This window comes from Marinobacter confluentis (assembly GCF_004785685.1).
Classification (GTDB): Bacteria; Pseudomonadota; Gammaproteobacteria; order Pseudomonadales; family Oleiphilaceae; genus Marinobacter; species Marinobacter confluentis.
The window spans coordinates 162,190-179,824 of record NZ_SRPF01000004.1; the positions used below are offsets into that span (position 1 = coordinate 162,190).

General features: G+C 59.4%; 15 protein-coding genes. 7 read left to right on the top strand and 8 right to left on the bottom strand.

The annotated features are described in order from the left end of the window. Window positions 1–13: 13 nt before the first annotated feature. Window positions 14–1,468, bottom strand: a complete 1,455-nt coding sequence (locus E5Q11_RS13845) for an NAD-dependent succinate-semialdehyde dehydrogenase (RefSeq protein WP_135804038.1) — start codon at window positions 1,466–1,468, stop codon at window positions 14–16. A gap of 183 nt (window positions 1,469–1,651) precedes the next feature. Here E5Q11_RS13845 and E5Q11_RS13850 point away from each other — a divergent pair, with 183 nt between their 5' ends. Together E5Q11_RS13850 and ppnN are read left to right on the top strand one after the other, a co-directional pair. Beyond that, the gene (locus tag E5Q11_RS13850; RefSeq protein WP_135804039.1) at window positions 1,652–2,665 is read left to right on the top strand and encodes a histone deacetylase family protein; all 1,014 of its coding nucleotides are present in this window, start codon (window positions 1,652–1,654) and stop codon (window positions 2,663–2,665) included. Between the two features lie 48 nt (window positions 2,666–2,713). Beyond that, window positions 2,714–4,096 (top strand): nucleotide 5'-monophosphate nucleosidase PpnN, encoded by a 1,383-nt coding sequence (gene ppnN, locus E5Q11_RS13855; RefSeq protein ID WP_135804040.1) that lies wholly within the window; start codon window positions 2,714–2,716, stop codon window positions 4,094–4,096. An 18-nt stretch (window positions 4,097–4,114) separates the two neighbouring features. Here the strand turns inward: ppnN and E5Q11_RS13860 are convergent, their stop codons facing one another. Then, window positions 4,115–4,450: a c-type cytochrome gene (locus E5Q11_RS13860; protein WP_135804041.1), complete on the bottom strand. Its 336-nt coding sequence runs from the start codon at window positions 4,448–4,450 to the stop codon at window positions 4,115–4,117. Between the two features lie 212 nt (window positions 4,451–4,662). Here E5Q11_RS13860 and E5Q11_RS13865 point away from each other — a divergent pair, with 212 nt between their 5' ends. Beyond that, the gene (locus E5Q11_RS13865) at window positions 4,663–5,766 is read left to right on the top strand and encodes an enoyl-CoA hydratase/isomerase family protein (protein ID WP_135804042.1); all 1,104 of its coding nucleotides are present in this window, start codon (window positions 4,663–4,665) and stop codon (window positions 5,764–5,766) included. 28 nt (window positions 5,767–5,794) lie between these two features. Here the strand turns inward: E5Q11_RS13865 and E5Q11_RS13870 are convergent, their stop codons facing one another. From E5Q11_RS13870 to E5Q11_RS13880, 3 genes are all read right to left on the bottom strand, one after another. After that, a complete protein-coding gene (locus E5Q11_RS13870; protein ID WP_135804043.1) occupies window positions 5,795–6,487 on the bottom strand; it encodes an ankyrin repeat domain-containing protein in 693 nt (230 codons plus the stop codon). Between the two features lie 73 nt (window positions 6,488–6,560). After that, complete coding sequence (locus E5Q11_RS13875) at window positions 6,561–8,669, bottom strand: tRNA(Met) cytidine acetyltransferase TmcA (RefSeq protein WP_135804044.1); 2,109 nt, start codon at window positions 8,667–8,669, stop codon at window positions 6,561–6,563. Between the two features lie 4 nt (window positions 8,670–8,673). Continuing rightward, window positions 8,674–9,054 (bottom strand): DUF2237 family protein, encoded by a 381-nt coding sequence (locus E5Q11_RS13880; protein ID WP_225314909.1) that lies wholly within the window; start codon window positions 9,052–9,054, stop codon window positions 8,674–8,676. A 231-nt stretch (window positions 9,055–9,285) separates the two neighbouring features. Here E5Q11_RS13880 and E5Q11_RS13885 point away from each other — a divergent pair, with 231 nt between their 5' ends. Then, window positions 9,286–11,565, top strand: a complete 2,280-nt coding sequence (locus E5Q11_RS13885; RefSeq protein WP_135804045.1) for an ATP-dependent helicase — start codon at window positions 9,286–9,288, stop codon at window positions 11,563–11,565. 83 nt (window positions 11,566–11,648) lie between these two features. Further along, window positions 11,649–12,128, top strand: a complete 480-nt coding sequence (locus E5Q11_RS13890; protein WP_135804046.1) for a DUF4124 domain-containing protein — start codon at window positions 11,649–11,651, stop codon at window positions 12,126–12,128. Here E5Q11_RS13890 and E5Q11_RS13895 read toward each other — a convergent pair whose 3' ends face one another. From E5Q11_RS13895 to E5Q11_RS13905, 3 genes are read right to left on the bottom strand one after another with little or no spacing between them, the layout of a single operon-like run. Beyond that, window positions 12,129–13,346, bottom strand: a complete 1,218-nt coding sequence (locus E5Q11_RS13895) for a methyltransferase (protein ID WP_225314910.1) — start codon at window positions 13,344–13,346, stop codon at window positions 12,129–12,131. 5 nt (window positions 13,347–13,351) lie between these two features. After that, window positions 13,352–14,623, bottom strand: coding sequence for a D-amino acid dehydrogenase (locus tag E5Q11_RS13900; RefSeq protein ID WP_135804047.1), 1,272 nt, complete (start codon window positions 14,621–14,623; stop codon window positions 13,352–13,354). A 2-nt stretch (window positions 14,624–14,625) separates the two neighbouring features. Beyond that, window positions 14,626–15,468, bottom strand: coding sequence for a polyphosphate kinase 2 family protein (locus E5Q11_RS13905; protein ID WP_135804048.1), 843 nt, complete (start codon window positions 15,466–15,468; stop codon window positions 14,626–14,628). A 117-nt stretch (window positions 15,469–15,585) separates the two neighbouring features. On the opposite strand from E5Q11_RS13905, the gene E5Q11_RS13910 reads away from it, so the two are divergent. Both E5Q11_RS13910 and E5Q11_RS13915 read left to right on the top strand, forming a co-directional pair. Then, complete coding sequence (locus E5Q11_RS13910) at window positions 15,586–16,395, top strand: TatD family hydrolase (protein WP_135804049.1); 810 nt, start codon at window positions 15,586–15,588, stop codon at window positions 16,393–16,395. Beyond that, complete coding sequence (locus tag E5Q11_RS13915; RefSeq protein WP_135804050.1) at window positions 16,392–17,600, top strand: HD-GYP domain-containing protein; 1,209 nt, start codon at window positions 16,392–16,394, stop codon at window positions 17,598–17,600. Before E5Q11_RS13910 ends, E5Q11_RS13915 begins: the two co-directional genes overlap by 4 nt. Window positions 17,601–17,635 lie beyond the last annotated feature (35 nt).

The following is a 17,635-nucleotide window of genomic DNA, read 5'->3' on the forward strand; positions in this document are numbered from 1 at the left end:
CCCACAGCCGCCCTCAGAAACCCCTCGGGATAGTCTGGGCTTCGACAAACTCGAACAGACCTTCCAGGCCACCTTCACGACCGATACCGGACGCTTTCATGCCGCCAAACGGCGCTTCCGGTGTCGGGCCAGTGCCGGTGTTCCAGCCAACGTGCCCGAACCGCAGCCCCGCCGCTACACGCTGGGCACGGTCGGCGTCTGCCGTGAACACATAGGATGCAAGGCCAAATTCGGTATCGTTGCCGGCTTCGATCACTTCCTCTTCACCCCGGAAACTGGCCATGGGCACCAGCGGGCCGAAGGTTTCCTCGCGGGAGCAGGCCATGTCTCGGGTCACGCCCGAAATCACCGTGGGCGGGAAGAACAGGTGGCCGTCGCCAATGTCGCCGGGCTGCTTGCCCGCAACCAGGGTGCCGCCCTTCTGCAGGGCATCCTCAACATGGCGTTTGACCTTGTCAAAACCGGCCTTGTTGATCAGCGGCCCCAGGTCGACGTCTTCCGTCAGGCCATTGCCGACGGTCATGCGATTGACCCGCTCCGCCAGTTTTTCACTGAAGGCATCAACCACTTTTTCGTGAACAAAAATGCGGTTGGCGCAGACGCAGGTCTGGCCGCCGCCGCGGAATTTGTTGGCAATCAGGTTGTCGGCGGCCGCATCCAGATCGGCGTCGTCAAACACGATGAAAGGCGCGTTACCGCCCAGCTCCAGAGCCAACTTCTTCACCTGCTCGGAGGTATCAATCAGCAGTTTGCGGCCCACTTCGGTGGAACCGGTAAAGCTCAGCATCGGCACGTCCGGACTTTCGCACAGCACCTTACCGATGACGCTGGCCTTGCCCATCACCAGATTGACCATGCCATCGGGCATGTCGACGTACTTATCCATCAGCGCAAACAGGGCGATCATGGTCAGCGGTGTCTCACTGGCAGGCTTGATCACCGAAGGACAGCCAGCGGCCAGCGCAGCCGACAGCTTCTTGGCGATCATCCCGATTGGAAAGTTCCAGGGTGTGATCAGCCCGGCCACACCAATCGGACGGTAATGAACGGTCCAGGTGCAGTCTTTGGGCTTTTCCGCAATGGTGTGGGCGTCAAGCGCCTGAATATGCTTGGAGCAGTAGTCGAAGAAACCGGCCGCATAATCCACTTCGCCCTGGGCTTCCTTCAGCGGTTTACCGTGCTCCATGCACAGGATACGGCCCACTTCCTCTTTATTCGCCTTGAGCGCGTCACGGATATCTTCCAGCCATTTACGGCGGGTTTCGATGCTGTAAGGCTGGGTCAGGCGCAGGGCCGACTTTCCCGCCTTGATGGCGTCGTTGACTTCACCTTCAGACATGGACGCAACCCTGGCAACCACCTCGCCCGTGGCCGGGTTGTAAACGTCAAAAGTGTCTCCGACTGGTGCATCAGACCATCGACCGCCAATGTAGCCGGTCAGCTTGGGAAGGAGTGGTGACTCGATCATCTGGGCTTCTCTCCAATTTATGTTCTGAACGTGTCCAGAATCTTTGAATTCGCATTTGCGTCAATGTGAGATGTCTCTCATAGTGGATGCAGAAACTGCCACTGTAAAGTAAGGAAGAGCTGTTTTGATCTGCGCGCATGCGCCTCTATACTCGATTTTTCAACGCATTCAGGAGGCCTGAAGATGAAGGCATTTTTTCACCCCTCGCAAGACCAGCACCTTCCCAAAACCTACTTTACCCGGGGGCAGATGCGTCAGCCCCAGGAAGTCCCGGACCGTACCGGGCAGATGCTGGAAGGGCTGAAAGAACTGGGCATTCAGGTACTACAGCCAGCGGATCAGGGCGCCGCACCGATTTCGAAGGTTCATGACCTGGGCTACCTGCGGTTTCTGGAGTCTGCGCATCGTCGCTGGGCAGCCATGGGTGACTGGGGCGATGAAGTGATGTCGAACATTTTTGTGCGCTCACCGAACGCCACCAAAGGCATTCTGGCGGAAGCCGCGCGTTACCAGGCCGACGGCAGTTGCCCGATTGGCGAGAAAACCTGGGAGGCGGCCTACTGGTCAGCCCAGAGCGCCCTTGGCGCGGCTGACGCACTGATCGCCGGTGATCGCTCGTCCTACGCCGTATGCCGCCCACCGGGGCATCACGCCCGGAAAGACGCAGCCGGTGGCTTCTGCTACCTCAACAATGCCGCGATTGCCGCCGAACATCTGAAATCCCGCTACGGCCGGGTTGCCATTCTTGATACCGACATGCATCACGGTCAGGGCATCCAGGAAATCTTCTATGACCGCAGCGACGTGCTCTACGTATCGGTTCATGGCGACCCCACCAACTTCTATCCGGTAGTGGCGGGCTATGAAGAAGAACGCGGCGAGGGCGATGGCTATGGTTACAACATCAACCTGCCCATGCCCCACGGCTCGTCAGAGGAAGACTTTTTTGCCCGGCTAGATGAAGCACTGGCGGCGGTCCGGCTCTATCAGCCCGACGTGCTGATTCTGGCGCTGGGTTTTGATATCTACCACAACGACCCGCAGGCGAAAGTGTCGGTGAGTTCAGAAGGCTTCTGCCGTCTGGGCGCCCACGTGCGCACCACCGGGCTGCCAACCCTGGTCGTTCAGGAAGGTGGCTACGACATTGAGGCGCTGAGCAGAAACGTTCAGGAATTTTTCAAAGGCCTCAACGGCTGAGACTCAACAGGCCGGATGAACCCAACCACATCAGGAACATTTTCGCGAATGAGCGATTCCAAGATTAACGCCCTAGTGTCCCCAGAGGGGAGCCTTGAAATTCTCTCAACTTTTGAGGTCAATCGGCTCAAGGATAGGAGCGAGGGCGGGCTTTACCAGCTTTTCCGCCAATGCGCCCTGGCGGTACTGAACACCGGAGTGGAAACCGACGACTGTAAAACGCTTAACGAAGCTCATGCGGACTTTGATGTACGCCTGGTGCCCCAGCCACGGGGCCTCAAGCTGGAGCTGATCAATGCACCCGCCCACGCCTTTGTGGACGGGGAGATGCTCCGGGCCATGCGTGAACACCTGTTTTCAGTATTGCGGGATATTATCTACTCCTATTCGATCCCTCTGTCTGCGGCCGGCTTCAAGCGGGACGAACCAGAAGGCATCACCAACCTGGTGTTTCACATCCTGCGTAATGCCAGGGTACTCCAGGCGGGCCGCCGCCCGGACCTGGTGGTTTGCTGGGGCGGCCACTCAATCAATGAGCGGGAATACCAGTACAGCAAGGAAGTCGGCCACCAGCTCGGATTACGCGGCCTGAACATCTGCACCGGGTGTGGCCCGGGTGCCATGAAAGGCCCGATGAAGGGCGCCACCATCGGCCATGCCAAGCAGAGGGTAAAAGATGGCCGTTATATTGGCCTGACTGAGCCTGGCATCATCGGCGCCGAAGCGCCCAACCCTATTGTGAACGAACTGGTGATTCTTCCAGACATCGAGAAACGCCTGGAAGCTTTCCTGCGCACCGGGCATGGCGTGATCGTTTTTCCCGGCGGTGTGGGCACGGCAGAAGAAATTCTCTACCTGCTTGGCATTCTGCTACATCCGGAAAACGCAGACCTGCCCTTCCCGGTGGTGTTTACCGGGCAAGAAGAAAACGCAGAATACTTCGAAATGATTGACCAGTTCATCCGTAACGCACTGGGCGACGAAGCCGCCAGTAAATATGAAATCATCATTAACGACCCGGAGCGGGTGGCGCAAACCATGAAGCAGGGTATGCACGAAGTGGAAGTTTTCAGGCGCGCCAAGCAGGACGCCTACTACTTTAACTGGATGCTGAAAATCGACCCGGTGTTCCAGATGCCCTTCGAACCCACACACGAGCGTATGCGCAATCTGGAGCTGCATCGGGACCAGCCCGCCCACCTGGTAGCGGCCAATCTCAGAAAAGCGTTCAGTGGAATTGTGGCAGGAAATGTCAAAGAAAGCGGCATTCGGCAGGTTGAGGAATTCGGACCCTTCGAGATTTCCGGCGACCCGACTCTGCTTGAACCGCTGGGCGCCATGCTGACCGAGTTCGTAGCCCAGAACCGGATGAAGCTACCCGGTTCCGGAGCCTACGAGCCCAGCTATCGAATCACCGACCGCGAGGCCTGAGAGCAACAACGCTTTTGATCAGTTGCTACCACCGGCAGGAAGGCTGGCGTAAAAAGCGGCAAGGTTGGCGATCTCTTCATCGCTCAGCCCCGTGGCCTGGCTCTGCATGATGGTGGCCTGGCCACCACTGCGCTGCTTGTTCTTGTAAGCGTTCAGGGCAGACACCAGATATTGCTCGTTCTGGCCAGCCAGGTTGGGGTAACCCGGAATCTGAGCGATGCCATCTTTGCCATGACAGGCTGCGCATACAGCCGCCCGGGCTTTGCCCGCCTCGACATCCGCCGCCGCAGACAGAGCGGGAACGGAAGAACCCAGAACAAACAGACCAGCAATGGTGTAGCGTTTAAGACTCATTGGTTTTACCCTCTCATTGTTTTATTGGTGTCCGAAAAGACACGCTTTCTGGAACCGACACGATCGCACTGAAACCCGTGCCCTGACTTATAGCACAGCATGTCGCCCGGCGACATACAGGTACAAATACACTAATTGCCTATGTGATACGCCCCGCGCCTGATTTCATACCAACGCCCGTATCGCCATTTACATCGACCGGAGATCTGCCCATGTCCATTCAGGTTCAGGAACTTCCCTGCCAGGAGGGCTCTATCGGCCTGATCACCCTGAATTCGCCAAAGACCCTGAACGCGCTGTCCGGCGCCATGATTGATGACATCCAGCAAACCCTGGACGGCTGGGCGGAATCCCCTGACATCTGCATGGTGGTTCTCAAGGGTGCGGGCGAGCGGGGCTTCTGCGCCGGTGGCGATATCCGCGAACTGTACGATGCCCTCTCGGAAGGTCGCGACGGGGCTAAAGCGGCCGACTATTTTGTCCGGGAATACCGCCTTGATTTCAGCGTTCACCGGTTTCCCAAACCGGTTATCACCATCGCCCACGGTGCAGTCATGGGTGGCGGCCTGGGGCTGCTCACGGCCAGCCGCTATCGCCTGGTGCTACCAGATATCACCATGGCCATGCCGGAGATTACCATCGGCCTGTTCCCCGACGTGGGCGCCAGCTGGTTTCTGAACCGCCTGCCGGGGCGCCTGGGACTGTTCATGGGCCTTACCGGAGCGCGGCTGAACGCCTCCGACGTGATGCGGGTTGGGCTTGCCGACATGGTATTGAAACCCGAGCAGGCTGAAGACCTGCTCGCCCGGCTGCAGCAGGAGCGCTGGAGCGGTGATTCGGCGGTGGACGACAACCGCCTGTTCCGCCTGGTCAAACAGCTGGAACACCCGGACTACCGCGCACTGCCGGACAGTGAACTGGCCCGGCACGAGCAGACCATTGCGCAACTAAGCGCCGGCGAACAGCTGCCGGATATTGTGGAGCAATTGCTTGGCGCGGAAGAAAATTCGGACTGGTGGCAGGCCGCCATGAACAACCTTCGCGGCGGCTGCCCGGTCACGGCCTGGCTGGTCTGGAACCAGTTGAAGAAAGCTCAGCAGATGTCGCTGAAAGACATTTTCCGGATGGAGCTGACCATGGCGACTCGATGCACTCAGCGACCTGACCTGAAGGAAGGCATCCGGGCCCGGATCATTGACCGGGACCAGTCACCCCAGTGGTCATACGCGTCCGTGGCTGACGTACCGGCAGAGGTGGTTGAATCCCACTTTACGCCGGAGCTGGATGATAGCAACGATCCGATGGGGCTGGATTGAATCGAGGTTGAGCCGGGAAGGAAACCGCTCAGATCTCAGCGCCCGCCTGGATCAGCAGCATTTCCAGATCGCGTTTATGGCCAGCGCGGGCGAGGTCGAGCGCCGACCGACCATCTTCGTTTCGGTAATTCACATCGGCACCGGCAGCAACCAGCATCTCCGCGGTCAGAAGATCCCCGCCCTCCACAATCTGCATCAGCAGCGACCGTCCATCCTGGCTGACATTGACGTTGGCACCGGCGGCTAGCAGGACTTTCACCACCGTCAGATGGCCATTGCGGGCCGCCAGCATAACCGGCGTGGTGCCTTCCGCATCCCGGGCATTCACATCCGCGCCGGCCGACAGCAGCAGGCGAACTAGGCGGCGCTGGCCATCCGCAGCAGCAATCATCAGCGGGGTGTTGCCATCGGGATTCGCCCGATCCGGAGCAGCACCCTCGCTCAGCAGAAACCAGGCGATACGATCCTCCCCAGCCCGAACAGCCGCTTCCAGGGGCGTGCCCTTCTCGGTCAGCGTATTGAGGGAAGCGCCGGACTCGGCCAGGCTTTCAACTTCATCCTGGTCCCCACTGCTGACCGCCTGAATCATCGGGGTATCGGCAGCCTTTGCTTCGCTCTGGGCCAGGTTGGAAGGCTGCTTGCTGGCGCATCCGGCGAGGAAAACGCCGGTTAAAAAAATCAGCAGAACAGTTCGGAGTGTGGTGCCGGTTCCCTGGGCCATGATTCTCTGGTCTCTGTTAAAACGTGAAAACGCCTATTCTGTTCACCTGCTACCGTGAATTAAATCGAGCTGATCACAACTCAGGCCGGTTCTGTAAAAGTTTCTCCAGCAGGGCCCGCAAGCGGGCCTCACCTTCCTCACGGCCCAGACACAACCCATCGCGCCTGAGTTGCGACCATTCCCAACCCTGAAGCACCGCCCTTGCCCAAAGCTCAGCTTCGGCGTTGAGCATCAGCCACGCTGCCACACCGTCACTCATTGAAAGGTTGCGCAGCACCGGCAGAGTCAGATCAAAGCCGCGATAACCATGGGCAAAGCTCAACAGATCCCGGCGGTCATCCTCGTTCAGGGATTCCACTCCAGGCAGGCTGGCAGTCAGTTGCAGCAGCAGGCGTGGGTTCAGATCCCGCCAGTTATCCGGCACCAGCATCAGCCAGTGCCGCGCCAGACGCCGGCGCAGGTTCTCCACCAACTGCCGACCGGGCTCGGATGTGCCGCTCAGCATCTGCAGAGGCAATTCGCCGCTGCTGGCCTCCCGGGACAACCCCAGCCGAACCGGCATCAGCCCGCAGCCTTGCCAGAACGTCACCAGCTCGGGGTTGCCACCAAAACTCGTTCCCAGACCGTCCAGCCCCTGTGCTTCAGCATGGCCCTGCGCGGCCCGAACCAGTGAACGACCCACACCCTGCCGACGGGCACTGGCGTTAACGGCGATTCGCACAACCCGCAATAACCGCTGCCGGGCGGCATCCGCAAACCCGCTGTGAGACGCCAGGGACTGGGGCAGCAGATGACCGCGAACACGCCGCTGGCCCAGCATGACTTGATGCGCCAGCCCTTCATCCAGCCCACCTTCCACGGTGGCCCAGAGGACGCCAACCACCACCCCGTCGATGGTCGCTCGCCAGCTGACGGCGGCCGGATCATCCATCCACTGCCGCAGATCCGACGGCGTGGTGCGGTAATGGGCGTCCACCAGCAGGCCGAAACTCTGCTGCAACTCCGGATCACTGGCATCGGCCGGATACCAGCGCTCAATCACCACCTGGGGTTCACCGCCGGACGCATGTTCAGGCAGCTCAGGGGCCTCGGCATCAAGCAAAAACATCCGGCTGATCAACGGCTCCAGCGGATCCGATTCCGCCCAGCGAATCGGCGCCTGAAGCGACGCCTGCTTCCAGTGCGGCGTTTCGTTGTCCAGCACACCGCGAAACCGCACCGAAAACCCCCTCCCGGCGCCCTCGTAGCCATGCACCGTGGTCGCAAACACCACCCGCGGCCAGCCCAGCAGAATCTGCCGCAGGCGATAGGGCGGCACCGCGGCTGCCTCATCGACCATGATCACTTCCGCTTCCGGGCGCTGCTCCAGCAAATCATCAACCGACAGATACCGGACCCTGCCCTCACCGACCGCCGGTTCCGCATGGCGAAGCAGCGTCTCAACCGCCGCCGGTTCATTGGCTGTCACCACCACCTGCTGCCGACCCTCGGCAACCAGCCGGGCCGCCGCCATGCCCAAAGCCGCCGACTTGCCACGGCCACGGTCAGCGGTAATCACCAGCGGCCTGCGCCGCCGACCAAGCCCGGTTTTCACAATGCGTTCAACCAGACTGGTCTGCTCAGACGTTGTGCCCGGACGGAACGGAGGCTCTACCGGCTTCGGACCGGAGGGCAAGGGAGCAGACGGGTTTCCGGGCTGAACCCGCATAACGGACGAATCCTTGCCAAGCACCCTGGCCAGTCGCGCGAGAAACGGATGATCTCCCATTCCATCCAGCCCCAACCGCCGATAATCCGGATCCTCAAACCCGGACCAGTTAGCCAGCGGCGGCATCAACCAGAAAAACAGCCCACCGGCCGACAGCGTACCCGCCAGTGCAGCCAGCCCATCCGGCGGATTCCCCTGCCAGCCATCCCAGACCACACAGCTCAGGTCCTGCCCGAGCCAACGCCGGGCGTTTTTTGCGTGGATGGCAGTTATACCGTCAATGGCAGAAGCATCGTCGGTTCCGACCCAGACTCCAGGGGCGACCGAAAGCCCCGGAAGAACCGCGCGAAGCCAACCCCGCGAAGCCTCGCGGTCTCCCTCCAGCACCACCAGTCTTCGGTGACCAGCGCTTCGCAGGCGGTCCTGAAATTGCTGCCAGGCATCAATATCCGGCAGTTCCGTTTGATTCGTCAAAGCCTCAGCTCAGGTCCATGGAATGACGTTTAAGGTCTTCAAGCGTTGAATATTTCAGAGCAGAACGGTGAGTCGCTTTAAGCTTAACCCTCGGCGCACAACCTGCCTCAAAAGCCTCCTGCCAACGGGAGGCACAAAGACACCACGAGTCCCCGCCTTTCAGACCCTCAAAACCAAATTCAGGACGCGGTGTACTGAGGTCGTTACCTTTCGCTTTCGAGTACTCCAGAAATTCATCTGTCACGACAGCACACACAACGTGTGCACCCAGATCATCCGGCCCTGTGTTGCAACATCCATCCCGATAAAACCCGGTCTTCGGGTCAGTCCCGCAAACCTCAAGCTTTTCCCCGAGTACATTCACAGCTTCTGTCATCGTTGCCATAAAATCATTCTCCTGATTCTGATTGAGCGGATTTGGAGGGGGGCTTTCAAAAATGTGCGGAGCCATGGATGGCGGAGCCCAAGCGCCACATGAATGTGCCGCAAGGAGCGTGTTTTGAAAGCCCCCCTCCAAATTCGCCAGCACCCAACGAGCGGGCCAAACGAATTACTAGGCAAACGCAAGTATGTAGGAGCGCTATCTGAACCGCCAATTGCTCCGTACAATACCGCCATGCTGAATCCAACCCTAACATCTGCGCCAGACCAACTGCCGGACTTTCTGACCGACGAACAGCGCGCAATCATCACCGCCGGTTTCGAACACGCAGTAATCACCGCGGTAGCGGGCAGCGGCAAAACCTCAACACTGGCCTGGCGCATCCGCTATCTGCTTCAGCAAGGCCATGACCCTGACCGCCTGTTGGTGCTGATGTTCAACCGCAGTGCAAGAGTCGATTTCGAGCGAAAACTCAGGGAAATCACCAGAGACACCGGGCTGAGACTGCCGGAAATTCGCACCTACCACGCCATGGGATTCCGGCTCTACAAACGGTTCGTACGGGAAGGGTATCTCCCCGGCTTCGCCGAAAAAATACTCACCGACCAGGAAATCAGCTTCCAGGCCTGGCAGCTGACCCGGCGGCTGGCACCAGAAGACCTGACTGAAGAGATCAAACGCAACAAAAAAGACTTTGTCGAGACCGCCGTCAACTTTATCGACCTGGTAAAAACCACCCTGTCCCCCGCCGAGATCGTATTCGAAGAACTGGGCTACGCCGACAAGCACCGCTACCTGGTCGACCTGTTCCACAGCTTTGAGCAATGGCGTAAAAGCCAGAGCCGGATCAGTTACGCCGACATGCTGTACGAACCGGTCATGGCCATCCACCAGAACCCACCGCTGCAACGGCTGGTGGGCAACAAGATGGACATAATTCTGGTGGACGAATACCAGGACACCAACGAAATCCAGCATCTGCTGCTGCGCTATGTGGCCGGTGACCGGGCGCGGGTGACCGTGGTGGGCGACCCGGACCAGACCATTTACGAATTCCGCGGCGCCAAGCCCGAGTTCATACTTACCCGCTTCAGCCAGGAATTTGACCAGCCGCTGGAACAGACCCTGAGCTACACCTTCCGCTACGGCCATCAGGTGGCGTTACTGGCCAACCATCTGATTGGCCACAATACGGGGCGCAAGGACGTTCAGTGCCACTCGCACCCGACCACGCCGGACACAGGTATCACCCTGCATGAACAGGAAAATGACAGCGATAGCGTGGTGAATCTGCTCCAGCCAATGGACCACGCTGCCCTGTCCAATACCGCCATTCTGTTCCGGGTCTGGAGCCAGAGCGTGCCCATTGAGTTGAAGCTGCTGGCAAAACAGATTCCCTACCGCATTGATTCTGGTAAGGGCGCCCTGTTCAGCCGTGAGGTTCAGGCCATCACCAGCCTGCTTTTGGTGGTGTCCAATCGCCTGCAGAACCTGCCTGACGAGGACCGGCTGGATGTGGCCCGGCAACTGATGCGGTTTCCCCACGTCGGCCTGAAAGAGCCGGAGCTGGAACAGCTAGCCCGCTTCCTCTCCCGCTTTTCGGAAGGCTGGCATGAACGGTTGATGGCGCTGGACTTCGACGCCCTGGCGCCCATGGCGGGGCGTAAGCTGCGTATACTCGGCGAAGTCCTGGCGCAACTGAATGGCCACAAAGGCCCGGTATCAGACGTGATCAGCCGGTATGCGGAAGCTACGGAGCTGAACGAAGGCATTCGCAGCCTGGCGCTGACCCACGAATCCGCGGAAGAGCGGATCGAGACGGTTCAGGGTTTCAGAGCCTATCTCGCCTCGCTGAAAGTGGATGCCTCCGGGGCGCTGGATCATCTGAAAGCACTGAAACAGCAGGCGGGTGAGAACACCTCCGGCGGTGTGCTGCTGTCCACCATTCACCGCACCAAGGGTCTGGAATGGTCGACGGTGATCCTGCCGGGGCTACAGGAAAAATACCTGCCCTACAGCCCCCGATCGCGGGACGACGTCAACGCGTTTCTGGAAAGCGAGCGGCGGCTGTTATACGTGGCCATGACCCGGACCCGGCACCAGTTGCATCTGATCACCCGGCCCTTTAGTGGGCAGCCGCATCTTGACGGCGACCTTGGCCCCAGCCGGTTTGTGCATGAACTCTGCTATGAGCTTTCCCGGGAACTGGGGACCTGGCTCGAACAACGAACCGAAAACCGGACCCAGCTCGCTGTCACGGCGCCGCTGACCAAAACCGCAGAGCGCTACGCCGCCCACGAATCGGTCACACTGGAAGGCACCCACACGCCACTGGCAACTGCGAACCAGCCAGTCTGGACCCTGGAGCGGATCAACCATGCGGTTCTGGGGCCGGGCGTGGTGGTTGGTGAGGACCAGCAGTCCTTCGAGGTTCGATTTGATTCCGGCGATACGCTCAACTTCAGCAAGAAAAGCGCCCATCTGTATTTCAACGCTTTGTCCAGAGAGGCCTGAATACGCCCTTTCCGAAACTTCCGAGGTTTTTAACGGTCACAGTTTCGGCAAGTAAAAGCCCATCGCAACAAGAGGTTTGTGTGATGAAGTACCTTTTGGCGGTCGCAGGCCTCCTGTTTTTGCTACCAGGCTTTTCAGCCGCGGACATCTACCGCTGTGAATCGGCCGACGGGGTGCGCTACGCCGATGAGCCCTGTGGCGACCAGGCCGAGAAAATCAATGTGCAGGACAATCGCATCGGCGGCAGCTTCGGCCAGAATCTGCCGGAACAAGCCGAGCCTGACCCAGCCCCAGAACCCGAGCCGGAAACCGCCAACAACGAAACCGACACCTGCCGGTTTATCAACTCCACCGATCTGCGCCGCTACCTGATCCGCGAACAGGTGGTGAAAGGCATGACCAAAGATCACGTTCTCAGGGCATTTGGCCGCCCGCCGGAAACCTACCCCACGCCCCAGGAAACCTGGGTCTACCAGACCAAATACTACGGCGCCCTCTACGAGCTGACCTATGTGTATTTCAAGGACGGCTGCGTGGCGGACGTGGTTTACCGCAAGCCCTGATCAGCCCCGGTTCGCGCGGGTCGCGTCGATGAGCAGGTTTCTGGGGGTCAGGCTCCGCTGGCAGAAAGTGCCCAGCCGAACCGAATAGTCCTGTTCTTCCAGGAAAACGGCGTAATCCAGCACCAGCCACAACTCCAGAGGGCGACGGAACAGGTGCCGGACCAGTTCGTGACGCCGCACCTGCGCCAGACGCTGAATACCGTAGGCGTTCCAGGCGGCATAATCGGTATCGTCCGGAAGCGTCAGCCCTTTTTTATCAGCCGCCCAGCCACAGAACTGCCTGAAGTCTCCCTTTGCCACCCAACCAGGGTGGGACGGCACTGGCAGGTATTCATCCTGCTGGCGCAGTTGCCTCTGCAAGCCATCAAACCCCAATCGCCACTGGCTGAAGGTCTGAACCTGCTTTCGCACCCGGGCGGGAGCGGTCACCGTTTCTTCGACTGCTAGCTTGAGGTCGGCCCTGTTCACCTTCAGACAGTCATTCCATTGCCGGGCAAACCCGGAAAGCGGCTGATAATCTTCCCTGGCAGACAGATGAAAACAGCAGGGTGCAAGGCTTACCCTGGGCAGCGACTGTTGCGACGCCTGGATGATCAGCTGCCTATGCAGGTCGCCGCAGGCATGCAATGCAACGCCGTGTGCTCCGTCAGGCAAATCGAGGCCCTCTGCCATCACATCCTGACAATGAATGGTCAGCGCATCGCCGGCCCTCCGCGCCAGCCGGTTGCCATCTTCCACCAGTGCCGGATCCCACTCATAACCGGTGACCGGGGCTTCGGATAACGGCAGCAGCGTGCGGGACAGATGACCCTTGCCGCAGCACCAGTCCACAACCGGAGCATTCAACGGCTTTACGGCCGCTGCAAAGGCACCTGCTTGCAAGCGCTTGCGTCCGGGCATGTCCCGGGCCCTGACTTCTCGCAGGGTGCAGGCGCTGGCAGCGATCGCGTCAGTGAATTCCGGGAGCGCCGTCAGACACTCCAGCTCTGCCAGTGCGGGCAGCCAGTTCGCCAGGCTATGGGCCAGGACCACCGGGTCGTTTTCAAAACGCTGACACTCATCCCCGCTGAAGGCATCAACCTTCGCGGACAGTTCCGGCCAGCGTCGGGTCCAGACCGGGTTGGGCTCGGTAAAAGGCGTGGGCTGCCAGAATTCCCGGTGTGCCTGCAGCCAGTCATTCAACTGCCGCCAGTGGGCGTTGTATGAGTTGCAAGCCAACAGGGTCACTCCCGGAACCGGCCCGGCCTGAACGGATCCAGGCAGATGGCTGTGGGCTCACCATCAATCAGCTGCGCGATCACATCAGCGCTGCCTGCTGACAGGGTCCAGCCGAACGTGCCGTGGCCGGTGTTGAGAAACAGGTTATCCCGAGGGCCACGGCCAATAATCGCCGGGCCATCCGGCGTCATCGGGCGAAAGCCGGTCCAGGTTTCGGCGGCCATCAGGTCGGCACAGCCGGGAAAACGGGACTCCACGGATTTACGAATGGTGGCCAGCCGCGCCTCCGGAATGTCCCGGTTGAAGTCAGCCATTTCCACAAAGCCGGTGGCGCGCAGGCGGTCGCCCAGCCGGGTCGCGACCACTTTGAAGTTGTCGTCATGAACGGTGGAAACCGGCGCGCGATTGGGATCTTTCAATGGCACGGTCAAGCTGTAGCCCTTGACCGGATAGATTGGCAGCTTCAGGTTCAGGGGCTGAGTCAGGCTGTTCGACCAGCAGCCGGCACAGACGACCACTGCGTCCACGTCCAGAACCTGAGTGCTGCCAGCAGCATCACGGATGGCGATGCGGGTGACCCGTTGATCATCCGCCATCAGATGGGTGGTTTCGGTGTTATAGCGGAAGTTCACGCCATTGTCTTCGCAGGCTTTCGCCAACGCCCGGCTGAACAGATGGCAGTCGCCGGTGCCGTCAGTATCGTAGCTAAGTGCGCCATAGAGCGGGCCATTGCCGGTCATCCCGGGCTCGGCTTCACGAACCTGCTCCGGCGTGAGCAGGCGCGAGGCAATACCCAGCTCGTTCAGCAGTTTCTGGGTCTGTCGATAGTTCTCAAGGGCCTCCGGGGTGCTGGCCAGATGCAGCAGGCCCCGGTGGTTGCCGTCAAATTCCAGATCCACCTGCTGTTCCAGCTCCATGAAGCGCTCGCGGCTGTGCATACCCAGGCGCAGCATGGCGCGCTTGTTCAGACCGTAAAGCCCCGGCGACCAGGCGTAGCGCAGGGTTGAAAACATGAATCTGAGGGTGTCGAGGGACGGCGGCAAGGACATTTTCAGAGGGCCGTCCTGCTTCAGCAGCCAGGGAATGGCCCGCATTACCATGGCTGAATCAGCCCAGGGATAAACCACGCCGTAGGAGCGCTGGGCGGCATTGGCTTTGCTGGTTTCATTACCCGCCTGGCCATGACGCTCCAGCACGGTGACCTGATGGCCCCGACGATTCAGTTCCCAGGCGGTGGTCACACCGACCACGCCGCCACCGATAACGGCTATATGCATGATCAGGCAACTCCATTCTCAGCCAGCAGGCGCCGGTATTTTTCCAGAACGTCAGAGCGCTCCTTCGGATAGGCCGGCGCCATGGTTTTCAGGGTGTCGGCCAGTATGCCAGCCACAATTGCCCTGGCCTGGGGTTTGCGGTCACCGGGCACAATCAGCCAGGGCGCTTCATCCGTATGGGTGGCGGCGATGGCCTCTTCGGCATAGGCCTCGTACTCTCGTCGCTTCTCCCAGCCATCGATATCAGACTCATCAAATTTCCAGCGCTTTCTGGGTTTGTCCAGACGCATCAGCAGTCGCCTTCGATGTTCATCTTCGGAAAGATTCAGCCACACCTTTACCACAGTCGTGCCCTCTTCGATCAGATAGCGCTCGAAATTCCGGATCGACCGGTACCGGTTTTCCCAGTTGTAGCTGTTGGGGGCATGCAGCGGCCAGACCCTCTCGGCGATGACCGCTTCGTGGTGACTGCGATTGAATGCGACCATCTCCCCAAAGCCGGGCAGCAGGGGCGTCACCCGCCAGAGGAAATCATGCCGTTTTTCGGCGCCTTCAGGCCGCCCGAAAGACCAGGCGTGAAAACCCGCTGGGTCGGCATAGGTAGCCAGAGTGCGGATCAGACTGTCTTTGCCGCTGGTGTCCGGGCCCTGAACAATAAACAGCAGGGCTTTCTCACGGTTCGCCCATAATCGGCGCTGGTACTCACCGATGTCATTCAGACTGGATTCAAGCCCGGGTAGGCCTTCCTCGTTCGCCAGAAGGGTCGGATAGTCCTGGAAACGGGGCTTTGCCGGATCGAAATACCAACCCTTGCTCCGGTTTTCAGTGGCGTCGTTTTTATTCATCCAGAGCCCCTATTGAAGTGATGCAGGTCAATAATCGAACAAGCTGTTAAACTGCGGTGACAATGCTGTCAGAATAGCAGCCAATGCCATGGTTGCGATGGAGTCCAGAAGCCGATAATGAGCAAGAAACGTCGTGAAATTCCCGTTTTTGACCAACCAATCATCGAAACCCACTGCCACCTGGATTATCTAAAGGATCGCCCTCTTGAAGATACTCTGGCGGAAGCACAGAGAGTCAATATTGAGCGGGTAATCACCATTGCCGTGTCGCCGGAAAATCTGGCAACCGTGCGCGAACTGAGCCAGACCGCAAGCTGGGTCTACGGAACCCAGGGTGTGCATCCTCACGATGCCGAGAAATACTCGGACGCCGCCGAAGCCGAAATCCGCGCCCATGCCGGCGACGAAAAAATCGTGGCGGTCGGTGAGATCGGCCTGGATTACTTCTATGACAACGCCGACCGCGACGTGCAGCGCGAGGTCTTTCGCAGACAGTTACAGATTGCCTGCGATACCGACCGGCCTGTAGTGATTCATAGCCGTGATGCTGACGAAGACACCATCGAGATTCTCAAAGAATTCGAGGACAGCCTCAAACGCCGGGGGGTGATTCACAGCTTTACCTCTGGCCCGGGGCTGGCCCGCTATGCACTGGATCAGGGCTGGTGTCTTGGTTTTAACGGTATCACCACCTTCAACAAGGCCGAAAACGTGCGCGACATCGTGCGTATGGCGCCCATCGGGCAGATCCTGCTGGAAACCGATTCACCGTTTCTGACACCGGTGCCCTATCGGGGCCGGGAAAATGCCCCGTTCTACATTCCTTTTGTGGCGGAGAAGATCGCCGAGGTGAAAGAACTGCCTCTTCAGGACGTACTGGCAACAACCTATAACAACAGCCTGAGAACCTTTTTCCACGGACAATGATCAAGCGCATCCCCATTGGGGCACTGAAGGTCGGCATGTACATTGCCGACCTGAACAATGACTGGATTCCTCACAATACCCAGCGCAAACGGGGAGTGATCAGGACCGACGAAACCATTGATAAAATTCGGGCGATGGGCGTCAGCCATGTTTATATTGATGTTTCCAAAGGCCTTGATTCCCAGGACTCAGAGCCCGCCCACGAGGTTGATCAGCGCAATGAAAAGGCCCTGCACAGGGCCGGCGAACTGAGCCCCGGCGCCGACAAACGGGTGTCCGTAGCGGAAGAAATGGGCCTTGCCATGCAGGTCCATACCCAGGCTCAGGGCCTGGTGGGCAACCTGATGAACAGCGTGAAAATTGGCGGTGCCATTGATATTGCGCCCATCCATCAACTGGCTGACGAATTGCAGAACTCAGTATTCCGTAATGCCAACGCCCTGAGCTGCCTGGGGCGCATCCGCGAAAAAGACAACTATCTGCTGGAGCATTCGGTCAACCTCAGTGTGCTGATGTCGCTGTTTGGCAACTATCGCAAACTACCCGCGGATGCTTTGCACCAGACTATTGTGGGCGCCCTGCTGCACGATATTGGCAAGATACTCACCCCTGACGACATACTCCACAAGCCCGGCCGGCTCAGCCCCGAGGAATTCGAGGTGATGAAGGCCCATGCCCGGCATTCACGGGATATTCTGCGGTCAACCGAAGGCATTGGCGAACTGACCATCATGACGGCGGCAGAGCACCACGAACGGCTGGACGGCAGCGGCTACCCGGAGGGCCTGAAAGGCGAAGAGATTTCCGTCTACGGCCGGATGGTTGCCATCACCGACGTGTACGACGCCATTACCGCCGACCGGGTGTATCACCAAGGGCTTACCCCGACCCAGGGGCTGAAAAAACTGCTGGAGTGGAGCGGGGACCACCTGGACCCGGTGCTGGTGAAGGAATTCATCCGCTGCGTTGGCCTTTACCCCATCGGCTCACTGGTGCTGCTGGAAAGCGGAAAACTGGGCGTGGTAATCGAAACCAATGACGCGGACCAGCGCCTGCCGGTAGTCCGGGTAATGTATAGCACCAAATTCCGCATGCCGATCACTGTAGACAGGCTGGACCTGGCAAAGCCGGCCACCCAGGACCGGATCGTGCGCTCGGTAGACCCGGACGATTACAAAATTGATGTGAGGAAGTTCCTGGTCTGACTCTGCTAATCTGGTGACGACACTCTCTCACTACC